This is a genomic window from Pontibacter rufus (assembly GCF_015694705.1).
Lineage (GTDB): Bacteria > Bacteroidota > Bacteroidia > Cytophagales > Hymenobacteraceae > Pontibacter > Pontibacter rufus.
In genome coordinates this window covers 337,220-351,100 of sequence record NZ_JADQDR010000002.1, presented here as the reverse complement: position 1 = coordinate 351,100, position 13,881 = coordinate 337,220, and the positions used below count along the sequence as shown (strand labels likewise).

Sequence of the window (13,881 nt, the reverse complement as noted above, 5' to 3'; positions counted from 1 at the left end):
AAGGCGTTATTTAAGCAATCAGGATTATATTATATTTAGCTGCAAACAAATATTAGCCTATGCAAAATCGCAGGTACTATCGTATTGTCCTCACAGTTGTCTGCTTTGTATTTGCGGGCCTAAACGGATATAGAGTCTTCACAGGAAACTATAGCGCCTTTGATGTGTTTTTACTTGTTGTTTTCCTGATTTTCGGAACAATTTACCTGATGGCGCTGCTCAGGAAGAAAAGAGATGTATAGTATAGAGCAAAATAAAAACCCGAAAGTCTTCCTTATCTCAGGAGATAAATCAAACTCTCAGGTCTTCAACTTTTAGCCAAAGTCACAGGTATACGGTGCCGGTAAATAAGTGGTTGTAGTTATGCTTAATATAAAGTTTTAATAGATTTAAATATAAATTATATATTCGTGTTATTTAAAGTTCAAATAAATTACATCTACATATAGAAGTGCTATGTTAAAGAAAGTATTTAAATTAATTGTCCGTGCCATGAAAGGCAAGTTGTATCGGCGAAGGGGGGAGTTCTTTGCACGCATTCAGCACCGGCACAGTACGTTTTGGGATGCGCCCAATGCAGAGGCTGTCCGAAATACACCTATGAGTGCCAGTGACCCATTAGCTAAATGGCAGGATGTAGAGAATTGGCAGCGCAAGCTTAGCAATAAGTATAATTCCCGTGAGTTCGCTAAGATGAATGGTTGCCGGGTAGCAGAACTTTATTGGAAAGGCAGAGACTTAAGCACACTGGATGTGGAGAAGTTGCCCAAGCAGTTTGTGATAAGGCCGACGATAGGTTATTCGTCTAATTTGGTATTCGTGATAGATGGTTCGTTCAATCTGATGGACCAACAAACATACACAAAGCAGGATATTATCGAAAAATTAGGTATAGCCTTACAACAAAACCCTTATCTGGAATTTCTCGTCGAAGAATTTTTGAAGACAGAAAGGAGCGAATACAAACTACCTATTGATTATAAATTCTTTATGTTCAACGGAGAGGTTGCGTACATTTTCATTATAGACAGATTAAGTCCTACAAAAGGGTACAGCACTTTTTACGATGAGAACTGGAAGCAGATAGATAATCCTAATACTTACTATCCTAAAGGAACTTACCAGCAACCACCAGTCTGCCTGGCAGAGATGATTGAACAAGCCAAAAAACTAAGCAGGCTCTATGGTATCTTTGTCAGGATAGACTTTTATGCTACCGACAAGGGAGCTGTTTTCGGAGAGTTTACACCTACCCCATTTATGGGAACTAATTTTACTCCTGCCGGAGAGCAGATGCTTATTGATTACTGGGATAAGTATTGCAAAGGTATGATTTAAAATAAAGGGAATAAAGCCGGGTTTATCTCCTTTATTTTGACGCTCTCAGGTTTGATAAGGGAAGTATACTTGAAAATGCTGGCATTCTGTCCTGACTATACTAGTAAGCAGAGAAGTAAATTAAAATTACGCTTTTTCAAATCTATTTATTTACACCGGGTCCACATCGGCCACTACCCGGATGCCTTTGAAGTCGGGGAGCAGCCTGAGATTGGCAATAGCTTGTGCTATCTGTGCTTTCGCGGCTTTCAGGTTGGTGCTTTCGCGGGGCAGCTTAATATGGATCTCCTGCAGGAACTGATTTCTAATCTTAAAGATATAAGGCACCTCAGGCCCCAGCACCTGTTGCTTGCCCAGCTGATCAGCTAAATCTTTGGCCAGCACAATAGCCGCATTTTCTGCGGTATGCTCCTCGGTATGCTTCACTGTGATGCGGATCATGCGTACAAACGGCGGGTAACCAAAGCGCAGGCGCTCCTCTATCTCGTGCTCGTACAAGCCCTGGTAATCGTTGCTATGCACCTTCCGGAAAATAGGTTGCAGCGGGTCGCGTGTCTGGATGATCACAGTGCCGGGCTTGCCCTTCCGGCCGGCACGGCCACTTACCTGCACAAAAAGCTGAAACGCCCGCTCATGTGCCCGGAAGTCGGGGAAGTTGATAATCGTGTCGGCGTTGAGAATGCCTACCAGGCTTACGTTCTCGAAATCGAGTCCTTTGGTTACCATTTGCGTACCCACCAGCACATTGGTGCGGCCGCTCTCAAAATCCGCAATAATCTGCTGATAACTGTTTTTCTTTTTGGTTGTATCCAGGTCCATGCGCTGTATTTCCGCATTAGGCAGCAGCAGTTTCAGGTCGTCTTCCACCTTCTCTGTGCCGAAGCCCATGCTTTTGAGCGTCGTGGCGCCGCAGGCGGGGCAATCGTGGGGCATACGTTCGTGATAGCCGCAGTAGTGGCAGCGCAACTCACCGTTATACTTGTGGTACGACAGGCTCACGGCGCAATACTTGCACTTGGGTATCCAGGAGCATTCTTCGCAACTGATGAAAGGGGCGTAGCCGCGGCGGTTCTGAAACAATATGACCTGCTCCTGCCGCTGCAGGCGCTCCTCAATGGCTGTTAATAGCTTGCCGGAAAAGTGGCTGTGCATGTTTTTGCGCTGCTGCTCTTCGCGCACATTCACCAGTTCCATAGCAGGCAGCTGCGCTTCTCCAAACCGCCTGGTCATACTTACCAAACCCCAGCGGCCGGTCTGGCAGTTATAGTAGCTCTCAATAGAAGGCGTAGCCGAGCCCAGCAGTGTTTTGGCGCCTTGCAGGCTGGCCATTACCAAGGCCGTTTCGCGGGCGTTGTAGCGTGGCGCCGGATCATACTGCTTGTAGCTGGCTTCGTGCTCTTCGTCCACAATTATCAGCGACAGGTTATGGAAAGGCAGGAAAACAGCCGACCGGACGCCAACCACTACCTGAAACTTGCCTGATAACACGCCCTGCCATACTTCGGCCCGCTCGTTATCAGAAAATTTGGAGTGATATACGCCCAGTTTATCGCCAAACACCTTCATCAGGCGGGTTACGATTTGGGCAGTGAGGGCAATTTCGGGTAGCAGGTACAGCACCTGCCCGCCGCCTTCCAGCGCATGTTTTATCAGGTCGATGTATACTTCGGTTTTGCCGCTGCCCGTTATGCCATGCAACAGCACCGTATCTTTCTCTTTAAACAAGCCCAGAATCTCGTCTTTGGCCTGCAACTGGTACTCCGACAGGGCCATGGGCAGTTGCTGCGGTTCGCTGTCCATCGGGAAGCGCGACACAATCTGATCAAACTGCTCCAGCACCCCTTTTTTAATGAGCGTATTGATGGATGAGGCTGACAGGTGCGTATTGGTCGTAAGGGCGCTTTTCTCGATACCTTTGTAGTTCAGGTGGATGTCCTGGTGCACCGGCACTTTCTGCAGGTAGTTCAGCAGCACGTCCAGCTGTTTGGGCTGCGGTGTCAGCTGGTTAAAAAGCTCCTCCAACAGCCCTTCTTCCTGCACGAAATGCTCTGAAAGGCGCACTTTCTTTACCACCTTGGGCGCATACTTGTCGCTGACCTGCTCATAAATGATGATGGCCTCCTTCTGTATCAGCGACTTAATGAACTTATGATAGTTTTTAAGCTGCAGGAGGTTGCCTGCTTCGGTAAAAGTAAGCGCCTGGTTGTCCTGCAGTGCCAACAGAATTTTTTCCTCCTGCGGTGCAAGTATAAAATCGTCCTCTTCGGGGTTATAGTGCGGGTGCAGCTGTATGCGCGACTCACTGCTCAGCTTCAGGGCGGAAGGCAGGGCCGCGTTTATCACCTCGCCCAGCGTACACATATAGTAATCGGCAATCCATTTAAACAGCTTGAGCTGCGGCGCCGTAACGATGGGCGTATCATCCAGCACATCCAGGATATACTTGGCCTGGTAGTCGGCGGGGGCATTTTCGTGAATGTCAGCTACAATGCAACTCAGCACCCTTTTGGCCCCAAACTGCACAATCACGCGCACGCCCACCAGCACCTCGTCGTTCATCTCGAAAGGAATGCGGTAGGTATACAGCTTGGGCAGGGGCAGGGGCAGGATCACGTCGGCAAATAACGTAACGCGGTCTACAGCCGGCTCCGGCGGAAAATTGAAATTCAGCAGTTCAGACAAGGGTGATACTTTGTTAGCTTCTGCAAAGGTCGTAAAAAATGATGATTGTTTTTGCTGTCGCCCTGCTGGTTAAATGACTGCCCTGATAAAATTGCTGTTTGTGCTGGATCATATAACACAGCATGCCTTCAACAAAGCGATATGCATTTCTCAATGTCCTGATTTATGGCCAGCCATAACTGCCGGTAAAGAGATTATTTGCGCTTCAGGAAGTATAACTGCGAAATTAAAACCGCATGCGGCCATACTTGTAATAACCATCGCCGATGCCAAGCACGATAAACTCACGTTCCGAAACAGGGAAGGTGGTGGCCGGGCGCAGATAAAACTGAGTGCCTGTTGCCCCGGCGTAGCGTAGCAGGCTTACCTGCTGGCGGCCATCGGGTGTGATAGAAACCAACACCGGCATCTTCTGTTTAGCTGCCACGGCGGGAGTATCGTTGTTATCAAAACTAAGGTAAACGATCTGCAGCGTATCGCCGATAGCGGTGGCAAAATAAGAACCAAGGCTGCTGTTATCTCTGGTGGTGTGTTGCTCTTTGTTGATGCTGGTAACATAACGGGGAGTGCCGTCCGGTTGCAGGCTGGTAATGATAATGTCCTCAAAGTTAAAAGAAACACTGCCGCTTACGGCTTCTGCAAACGTAACTTCACCAAGCAGCGCCAGGCCATTTTCGCCGGTAGGCACCAGGGGACCAAGTTGCAGGCTGCGCAGGCGCTGGTTATGATTTCTGTCAGCTCTGTAGCGTTTATAGTTGCGCAGAAAGGCCGGATCAAACAGTGTATAAACACCGGCCGGGTTCTGCATTGTGGTACTGTCCAGGTGGTAATAAAAGGTGCCCAGGGGTTCCGGGTTTTGCGTGACGACCGACAAAGCACGCACAAAATAGCCGGCTACCATCACATCCTGCCCCGGCGTGAGGTGTAGCCGGGCCTGCAGTGGCCGGTACTGTCCCTGGCCCAATGCGATAGTTGCTAACTCACCGTTTTCTCTGCCGAAGCGATAGAGATGAAAGGCTGCTGTAGAAGCAGCTGTAGCGCCTGCCCTGGTAAGTATAAAAGCTGTTCCGTCGCTCTGTACAGCCACCTCCTGCACTGTTCCGTCAGGCGTAAAGTCGCGCGACCAGCGGGAATGCAGATCGTGCGAAAAAAGCGTAACGGTGGCAGGCCCTCCCGTTACATCAGTCTGTACCAGCAGCAGGGCATTTTTATCCGGCGCCACGCCAAGGGTTACGCTGTTGCCATACGTGCTGCTAACCAGAGGAATGATCTCGGGATCGTAATTGCCGCTCTCATGAATGCGCTGCGCATACACACTGGTGTGGCCGCCGCCGTAGAAAGTGGAGAGTATATAAAGCTTTTTATGGAGCAATACAGCGCCCAGGAAGCGTGAAGTTTGCCCCTCAGGTGTTTTGGGTAGCAACGCCACAGCCCAGAGGCGCTGGTTTTGGTTGTTGTACCGTTCCAGCGTTACCTGGTAATCTTCTTCATAGGTGGTATAAAAGCCCGTGCCGTTTACGCCGGCCACCTGCATGTGATCCAGTTTACCGGATTCGTAATTGATGGCAGGGCCCCAGGTAAAAGCGGGCTGCTGCGCGGCGGCGGGCAGCGCCAGGAAAAAGAATAGAATAATTTGTTTGAACTGTAGCATCTTTGTAAGCATAAGCGCTACTTTCATCATACGAGTGGTGCAGCAGATGAGATAAGGGAACGCTCATAAAGTATAAACGCCGAGCTGACCGGGCGTTTATACTTTATGGATGGGCAGGATTTATTTTACCTGCGTCTTATCCACGCGCGTAGGCGTATCTTCGCCGCGCACAATGCCCTGCGAGGCCAGTGCGATGGCTTTGATCATGTTGGTGAGGTGCGCCATATCCAGTGTTTCAAACTCGTCGTTAACGGTATGGTAAAAGGCATCTTTGTCGATTTCATCTGAAGAGATAGTATGCGCCGGCACACCCAGGCGGGCCAGGGTGGCGTTGTCGGAACGATAGAAGAGGTTCTGCTCAGGGTACGGATCCGGGTGGATGCTGTAGGCGGTGCCTTCAAGGCGCTTTTGCAGCAGCTGGCCCATGTCTGATTTTTCGTAGCCGGTCAGGAAAGCGCTGTTTGGCCCGAACTTAGAAGGCTTGCCCACCATCTCGATGTTAAACATCGCCACAATATTGTCCGGGTCGAGTTGCTCAGAAAAGTACCTAGAGCCATAGCCGCCTATCTCTTCTGCGGTAAACGCTACAAATACCAGCGTACGCTCCGGTTTGGGTTGTTTTTTGTAATAAGCCGCCAGCATTATCACGGCAGTGGTACCGGAGGCATCGTCATCTGCTCCGTTGGCAATGCTATCGTTTGCTACAGGTTTGCCGATACCGATATGGTCGTAATGGCCCGAGAAGACTACGATTTCATCCTGGCGTTTGCCTTTTATCCGGCCGGCCACATTCGTTAGCTGTTGCTCTACAATGTTGTTTTCTATCTCAATTTTATAGTTATCAGCAGTGGTCTGGTCTGTAAGTATAAAAACTAGGTCGGCGCCTTTGTCTAAAGCGGTGGCCATACTGCCGCGCGCCATATAATTTTTAAATCCATTGAAAGGCTGCCGGTGCTTTGGATTTACCAGCACCAGCGCGTCCTGGTCTTCCTTCATCAGCTTTCTGGCCGTCGCGCCAAAATCTTCGGTTTCGCCAATTACGATCACGGTACGATCCTGATCAGCGCTCCAGGTAAGCTGCTGCTGGGTTGTGCTGGCAAAAAAAGCATCGGATGGCAGTTCTGTACCGTTCAGGCTGGCTTTCTTTGTATCGGGCGTAAGGCGGTATACCTTAAAAGTCTGCAGGAAATCATCATCACCCGGAAGCGGTGCCAGGCCGATGCGCTTAAACTCGCCGGCTATAAAAGAAGCGGCCTTGTCGTTGCCCGGCGAAAAAGAGGCGCGGCCCTGCATATTGTCGGCGCTAAGGGTTTTAACGAGGCGGGTTGTTTCCTGCTGGGTAATCGTTTTTAAATCTTGCGCCGAAGCAACCGTGCCGAAGCTTAAGGCAAGCGCAGCAAGCAGGATTATGTTTTTTATCATAGGACAATCGTGTTGTTTTTGATGAGGCGGTTATACTTGCAGGTGACAAGGTACGCAATTTAGTTCCTGTTTTATATGTAAGCCCATCAGGATTAAGTATAAAGCAGCGCGCTACGATGAGCAAGTATAAAGCACCCCAGGCTTCTTTTACTATAACGACCCCAAAAGCTGCAACTACAAAGTATACCTATGGCCGCTGCTGCCATTCACGCTGCAACAGGCTGTATAGTTCCAAATCATGAAACCGGCCGTTCAGAAATTCGGCTTCGCGCTGCACGCCCTCCAGGGTAAAGCCAAGTTTTTGCGGAATATTGCTGCTCCGGAGGTTGCCCACGCCTACTTTTATCTGGATGCGGTTCATGTCCATCATTTCGAAAGCATAGTTCACCAGCGCCTGGCAACTGCGGAGCATAATGCCTTTGCCCTGCTGCTGCTCACTCAGGTAATATCCAATCTCGAGTTTGCGGTGCTGATAATCGATAGCTTTAAAACTAATAAGCCCGCTTACTTCGTGCTGGTACATGATCACAAACACTTTGTCGTGGATGTTGCCTTTGGCTGTAACGTATTGCAGAAACATCTCTGTATCGCCTACCTCGCGGCTGGCATCTACAAACGGGAGCCACTGGCGCAGGTATGGGCGCTGCTTATCTATAAGTGAGAAAAGAACGGGGGCATCGCTTACAGCAACGGGGCGCAGGTATAAACTTTCAGCAACAGGGATAATAGCAGGCGTAGAGATGGCTTTCATAGCGGCAGACTGTTTGGAGCTTCAAACTGAAAAGTACAGTTTCTGTTCTAATTTATACTATTTGTGGGAATTTACCTAGTATTATAAGCTAAAGTTTAAACTTTAGCTTATGGAAGAAGCACGTTTAACTTTATACATCTGATATCAGTTGATCTGCTTCCGGAAACCACCGCCACGGTTATTGTTTCTGCCTTTGCCTCGTGAAGTTTTGATAGTTCCGTTGCCCCTGGCTGCCAATGCTTTCAGTTCGTTTACTTCCTCTGGTGTCAGTTCGCGGTAGTCGCCGGGCTGCAAATTGCCTGGCGTAAGCGAGCCTATACCTGTCCGGATGAGGCGTAGCGTTGGGTAGCCGACAGCGGCCGTCATGCGGCGCACCTGGCGGTTCATACCCTGCGAAATTCTGATTTCCAGCCACGAAGCCGGAATGTTTTTACGGAAGCGGATGGGGGTGGACCGTTCCCATACCTGCGGTGCTTCTTCCAGCAGCCGTACTTTGGCAGGCGCTGTTTTTACGCCTTTTATACTTACGCCCAGGCGCAGCTTTGTGAGAGCTTCATCCACAGGCACACCCTCCACCTGCACCCAATATGTTTTCTCCACTTTAAACTGCGGATCGGAGAGGCGGTGTTGCAGTGTTTTGTCGTCGGTGAGCAGCACCAGGCCTTCACTGTCGTAGTCGAGGCGGCCGACAGGGTAGATGCCCGACACCGGCACATAATCTTTCAGCGTGGCGCGCCCTGCCTCGTCAGTAAATTGTGTGAGCACCTCGTAAGGTTTGTTCAGGATAAAGTATTTCAAAGTATAAGTATGAATTTGGACGTAAAGAAGGATAAAAGACTTGAAGTATAAATCAAGCCAAACCCGGTAAGTTTAGTTAAGCGGCGCCAGTCTGACAGCTCGTAAAGCTAAAACCTACCGGGTTTTCCTACGCAACATATACCAGGTATAGCCGGTTTTTTTGTCGCTTTATAAGTGCAGCAACCTTCCCCCTGTTGCCGTTGTGCCCTGCAGGCGCGTTAACTCAGCCTGTCCCGAAGCATTTTGGGGAGAATTGCTCTCCCGAAAAGATACGAATCAATACCCGCTCCAGGATAGTCTGATAACAAGGTATGCTGTCGTTCAGTTTAGCAAATCAATCATTAAACCATTTTTAACCACCAAAAACAACAACCAGCTACTGGCAGTGCAGCCTTAATAGCTGCCGTTATACTTGCGCACAAACCACTCTATACTTATCAGCCCTAAAATAAGGAAGAACAGCCATTTCATGTCTACCAGGTCGGTCAGTTCTTCCTGACTGTATATAACAGCTTTATGCTTGCTGTTAAGTATGTCCTGCTGTAGTTGCTTTAATTGGCCGGGGAAGTATAGGCTGGAACCCGTGTTGCCGGCCAGCTGGTAAAGGAGGTTGTGATCGGCCACGGCATTAAGTGCTTCCAGTTGCAGTTCTTCCACCACAAATTCGCCTTTGTCCTGCTGCGGCTGCCCGTTTATACTAGCCGAAGCCGTGTAAGTATAATGTCCGCCGGGCAGCGTACCGATGTTAACGCCTGTCTGCCCTTCGCCATTGGCAAAGGTAAAGGTCTTTGTGTTGCCGCTTTCCCCGCTTACTTTAAGGGTGATGTTCTGGCCGTAGACTGGCTCCAGCGCCTCGTTGTAGGCTTCGGCATTAAAACGGATTTCGTCGGAGCTGGTATACTCGTTTTGTACCGGATACACGTTCAGGCGCTTTTTGTTGCGTGGCGCACTCAGGAGCTGTACCAGGTTGGTGAAGAGCTTGTCGTATACTTCGGCATTCTGGTGGTTGGCATCTTCCTGCAGGCGCCACTGCCAGGTGCCCGAAGCCAGCAGCGTGGCGCTCCGCTTGTCGCCGGAAGTCTGGATGGTGAGCAGCGGCTTGTTTGTTTTTACGCGGCCCACCTGCTGGTAAAGTATAACGTCAGTATTCGGCGCCAGCCGCACATCTCCAAACGGCACCTGTGCCGGCGGATATCCGGCCATGCGTTCGGCAGCTTCTTCAGGCCAGTTAAAAGCAGTAAAATTATTGTTGATGGCGGGCAGCACCTGGTCCGTCTGGCCGTTGCTGTTTATATTGATGCCTGCTTTGAGGTTGTTATACTCATTCAGATCACTTTGCGGGCCAAGGATGTAGAGCCCAGGCAGGTTTTGCTGGCGCACCAGGTTAAGCACTGCCTCGGCGCCGCCTACGCGGCCTGGCAGTTGGTGCAGCACCGCCACATCGTAGTCCTGCTGCTGCAGCGGCGCAAGGCCGGGTATAAAAAGCGTGGTTTCGTAGTTTTCGTTTGAGGCAATGGCGGTTCGGATAGCAGCAATATCGGGGTGTGGCGCAGCGGCAGCCACGAGCACTTTTATCTTGCCTTTTACCACATCAATATACGCGTGTTTGGTGTTGTTGAGGGTGGTGAATTCGCCGGAGAGCGGCTGTACCTGCACCTCGTAATGGCGCTTGCCCAAACCACTGGCCATCACCTGGAAGGATACCTGCTGTATAGGCTGGTTTGCCTGTAGCCTTACATTTTTGCTGGCGATGGTCTTGCCATTTTCTTTTAGCAGTACAGTGGCCTGCCGGCCGCCAAAACCTTCGTGTTGTAACTCCACTTCCAACGGAAAGCGGCTGCCGCTGTAGTTTACTTTGTTGTAGCGCAGCGAAGCCACCAGCACGTCCTGCTTCGGCACGGTATCGCCCACAGCTACCGGATAAATGGGGTAGTTATAGTTGGCGTAAGCCGGTGACATACCCTGGTTCACGATACCATCCGACAATAGCACCACACCCGCCAGGTTCTGTTCGGTATAAGTATTCTGCACGTCCTGCAGCAGCTCGCTCAGGTTGGTGGTTTCCGAAGTATAATTTACCTGGTCTATACTTGCAGGCGACTGCTCCGTATCCAGCGTTCTGACAGCTGTTGTGTAGCCTTCCTGCTCCAGTTGCTCCCGCATTTGCTGCAGCCCCTGCGCCGCCTGTTGCAGCTGCACCGAGTCAGAAAAAAGCTGTACTGACTGCGAATTATCCACCGCAAAAACAATGGTTGGCTTTACAGTGGTGTATTGCATATAGCGCACCAGCGGCCCCAGCAGCAGAAAAGAAAGTATGCTTACCACCACAAACCGCAGCGCCGCCAGCAGGTAGTTTATACTTGCCGGCCACGGCGCACGCTTGCTGTACAGCAGCCACGCATACAGCGCACCGGCCGCCAGGCAGGCCAGTATCAGCCACGGCGAAGAAGTTGTTATCAGTCGGAAGGAATTCAATTAATTACAAATTATGAATTAAGAATTACGGATGAAAAAGCCTTTTTACCTGTGGAGGTGAGCGCAGGCTTTCACCGCAAGGGCATACTTAGTCTTAAAGGTAAACTAAAAAGGCCAATGCTACTAACGTAAAAGCTGCAGCATTGGCCTTTTCTGAGTTCCGAATTATGAGTTAACCCGGAACTCGGAACTCATAATTCGGAACTTTTTACGTTAACATGCCGCCATCTACCTGCAGCACCTGGCCCGAAATATAAGCCGACTGGTCGGAGGCCAGGAACACGGCAGCATTGGCTACGTCCTCCGGCGATCCGCCACGGCGCAGCGGAATGGCCTTGCGCCATTCGTCCACTACTTTCTGGTCCAGCTCGCCGGTCATTTCGGTTTCGATGAAGCCGGGCGCAATGGCGTTGCTGCGGATGTTGCGGGAACCCAGCTCCAGCGCAACAGATTTGGTAAAGCCAATAATGCCCGCCTTGGAAGCCGCATAGTTGGCCTGGCCAGCGTTGCCTTTGATACCTACTACTGAGGTGATGTTGATGAACGATCCGCTTTTGGCGCGCATCATGTGCTTGCTGGCTGCTTTGGTCACGTTAAACACAGATTTCAGGTTGGTGTTGATTACCGCATCCCACTGCTCCTCGTTCATGCGCATCAGCAGCCCGTCGCGCGTAATGCCGGCGTTGTTTACCACGATGTCCAGCTTGCCAAACTCTTTTACTACGTCTTCTACCAATTGCTCTGCCTGCGCAAAGTCAGACGCGTCGGAGCGGTAGCCTTTGGCCCTGCCGCCGTTGGCCGATAGCTCCTGCTCCAGTTGCTGGCCTTTTTCTACACTCGACAGGTACGTGAAGGCTACCTGTGCGCCCATCTCCACAAATTTTTGTGCGATGGCGCGGCCTATTCCTTTGGATGCCCCGGTTACCAGGGCTACTTTTCCTTCTAATGCTTTCATAGAGGCCAAAGTTAAAAAAGATTTTCTGAAAGCGAAGGCACCAGGAAAGTGAGGCTTTGAAAAGTATAAAAGCGGCTGATTTATAAGGTGTTAATATGAGTATAGTAAGTGCAGAATGTAAGCTATACTACCCTGATTAAACCACTCCAATGCTACTGGCAGGCTCGTGAAAACGGTTATAACCTATTTACAATCTGAATATTGTGTGCCCTACGATTTTTATTTCTATATGTTTCGTTATATTTTCGTGCTGATTTTTAACCAGAAGCACCATTGCCACATGTTAATACGTATTACCGGACTTGCCATTCTCGTTACGCTCTCGCTGTTTATTTTTATCACAGCCGCCAAAACGTTAAACCTTGACATCAACAGGATTGTAGCATCGCAGGAAGAGGCTGCTTTCGCTGATAAAGACGAGGTGGCTGTTATACCCGCCAGGCCGCAGCCCGCGCCCATTGTCTACGGCATCCACACTGATTCCCTGGAGATTGTGGAAGGCGCTGTAGCGCCCGGCGAGAGTCTGTCTGAACTGCTTGCTGCTTACAATATCTCTCCTGCTACGGTACATGCATTGGCTCAAAAATCAAAAGAGGTGTTTAACGTGCGCCGCATTGCCGCTAACCGGCACTATACTATCTTACATGCGCGCGACTCGGCCCAAACGGCGCAGTATTTTATTTATGAGCCGAACGAAGTAGAGTATGTCGTGTATGATCTGCGTGGCGATCTGGCAGTAACCAAAGAGAAGCGTAAAGTTGAAGTACTGGAACGTGTGTTGGGCGGCGAGATAAAAGGTTCCCTGTTTGAGTCGGTGGTGGAAGCGGGCGGCTCACCGCAGCTGGTTAACAGGTTTGCTGACATTTATGCCTGGCGCCTCGATCTGAACCGCATTCAGCCCGGCGATAAATTCAAGCTCATTTATGATGAGAAGATTGTGAACGGCAGCACCATTGGCTACGGTGAACTAAAGGCAGCTTATTTTGAGCACGAAGGCGACTCTATTTATGCCATCGCCTTTAAGGAAGGCAACAGCAGCGGTTACTACGACCAGAACGGCAAAAGTCTGAAGAAAGCCTTTCTGCGCGAGCCGCTGGAGTATACCCGTATCAGCTCCCGATACTCTAAAAGCCGCTTTCATCCGGTGCAAAAGCGCTACAAGGCACATTTAGGCACCGATTTTGCCGCCCCGCGCGGCACGCCTATCCGTACTGTAGGCGATGGCGTGGTGCTGGATGCCCGCTACACCAGAGGCAACGGTTATTTCGTAAAAATAAAACACAACAAAACGTATACAACCCAATACCTGCACATGTCTAAATTTGCCAAAGGCATCCGCCGCGGCGTGCACGTAAAGCAGGGACAGACCATCGGCTACGTGGGCAGTACCGGTCTGGCTACCGGCCCGCACCTGTGCTACCGCTTCTGGAAAAACGGCAAACAGGTAGATGCGCTAAAAGTAAAGCTGCCCTCCGGCACCCCTGTCAGCAAAACAAGTATGGCTGCCTTTAATGCCGTAAAAAATGAGATAGCCCAGAAGATGCAATCCATTAACCTGAAAAGCGAACAGCAACTGCTGGCAACCAAAAAAGAAAAGCAACCAACCGAAGGATAAGTTTTTTATACTTGCAGGCTGCAGGTTTAAACAAAAAAGGCGCTACCACAGCGTCTTTTTTGATCTCAGGGAAGTATACAGGCATACCTGGCGCCAGGGTAAGTGTTTGGGGCGCCAGAGTAATCATGACCGGAGCGTATCTGCTTTAATTGCTGTAATGCTCTCTGAAAAGTACAACGATACAGAACGCGCTG

At 50.1% G+C, this 13,881-nt stretch carries 10 protein-coding genes; 3 read left to right on the top strand and 7 right to left on the bottom strand.

The features are described from left to right. The first annotated feature begins 59 nt into the window (after positions 1-59). Together I2I11_RS05805 and I2I11_RS05800 are read left to right on the top strand one after the other, a co-directional pair. A complete protein-coding gene (locus I2I11_RS05805; RefSeq protein WP_196266722.1) occupies positions 60-242 on the top strand; it encodes a hypothetical protein in 183 nt (60 codons plus the stop codon). A gap of 214 nt (positions 243-456) precedes the next feature. After that, the gene (locus I2I11_RS05800; protein ID WP_196266721.1) at positions 457-1,338 is read left to right on the top strand and encodes an ATP-grasp fold amidoligase family protein; all 882 of its coding nucleotides are present in this window, start codon (positions 457-459) and stop codon (positions 1,336-1,338) included. Positions 1,339-1,488: 150 nt separating this feature from the next. On the opposite strand, the gene priA is transcribed toward I2I11_RS05800, so the two are convergent. The 7 genes from priA to fabG all read right to left on the bottom strand — a co-directional run bounded on the left by priA (position 1,489) and on the right by fabG (position 12,072). Continuing rightward, positions 1,489-4,020: a replication restart helicase PriA gene (gene priA / locus I2I11_RS05795; RefSeq protein WP_196266720.1), complete on the bottom strand. Its 2,532-nt coding sequence runs from the start codon at positions 4,018-4,020 to the stop codon at positions 1,489-1,491. 226 nt (positions 4,021-4,246) lie between these two features. Beyond that, entirely contained in the window at positions 4,247-5,671 is a 1,425-nt protein-coding gene (locus I2I11_RS05790) for a hypothetical protein (protein ID WP_196266719.1), read from the bottom strand. A gap of 120 nt (positions 5,672-5,791) precedes the next feature. Continuing rightward, positions 5,792-7,093, bottom strand: coding sequence for a M20/M25/M40 family metallo-hydrolase (locus I2I11_RS05785; RefSeq protein ID WP_196266718.1), 1,302 nt, complete (start codon positions 7,091-7,093; stop codon positions 5,792-5,794). 187 nt (positions 7,094-7,280) lie between these two features. Continuing rightward, on the bottom strand, positions 7,281-7,844 hold the full coding sequence (locus I2I11_RS05780) for a GNAT family N-acetyltransferase (protein WP_196266717.1): 564 nt from the start codon (positions 7,842-7,844) through the stop codon (positions 7,281-7,283). Between the two features lie 144 nt (positions 7,845-7,988). After that, on the bottom strand, positions 7,989-8,642 hold the full coding sequence (locus I2I11_RS05775) for a pseudouridine synthase (protein WP_196266716.1): 654 nt from the start codon (positions 8,640-8,642) through the stop codon (positions 7,989-7,991). A 393-nt stretch (positions 8,643-9,035) separates the two neighbouring features. Then, entirely contained in the window at positions 9,036-11,117 is a 2,082-nt protein-coding gene (locus tag I2I11_RS05770) for a VWA domain-containing protein (RefSeq protein ID WP_196266715.1), read from the bottom strand. 208 nt (positions 11,118-11,325) lie between these two features. Then, positions 11,326-12,072, bottom strand: coding sequence for a 3-oxoacyl-[acyl-carrier-protein] reductase (gene fabG, locus I2I11_RS05765; RefSeq protein WP_196266714.1), 747 nt, complete (start codon positions 12,070-12,072; stop codon positions 11,326-11,328). A gap of 280 nt (positions 12,073-12,352) precedes the next feature. Between fabG and I2I11_RS05760 the strand changes: the two genes are divergently transcribed. Then, positions 12,353-13,687: a peptidoglycan DD-metalloendopeptidase family protein gene (locus tag I2I11_RS05760; protein ID WP_196266713.1), complete on the top strand. Its 1,335-nt coding sequence runs from the start codon at positions 12,353-12,355 to the stop codon at positions 13,685-13,687. The last annotated feature ends 194 nt before the right edge of the window (positions 13,688-13,881 follow it).

Bases quoted from the DNA above. Each gene is read 5' to 3' on its own strand.
- I2I11_RS05805 (WP_196266722.1), top strand. From the start codon at position 60: ATGCAAAATCGCAGGTACTATCGTATTGTCCTCACAGTTGTCTGCTTT.
- I2I11_RS05800 (WP_196266721.1), top strand. From the start codon at position 457: ATGTTAAAGAAAGTATTTAAATTAATTGTCCGTGCCATGAAAGGCAAG.
- I2I11_RS05790 (WP_196266719.1), bottom strand. From the start codon at position 5,671: ATGCTACAGTTCAAACAAATTATTCTATTCTTTTTCCTGGCGCTGCCC.
- I2I11_RS05785 (WP_196266718.1), bottom strand. From the start codon at position 7,093: ATGATAAAAAACATAATCCTGCTTGCTGCGCTTGCCTTAAGCTTCGGC.
- I2I11_RS05780 (WP_196266717.1), bottom strand. From the start codon at position 7,844: ATGAAAGCCATCTCTACGCCTGCTATTATCCCTGTTGCTGAAAGTTTA.
- fabG (WP_196266714.1), bottom strand. From the start codon at position 12,072: ATGAAAGCATTAGAAGGAAAAGTAGCCCTGGTAACCGGGGCATCCAAA.
- I2I11_RS05760 (WP_196266713.1), top strand. From the start codon at position 12,353: ATGTTAATACGTATTACCGGACTTGCCATTCTCGTTACGCTCTCGCTG.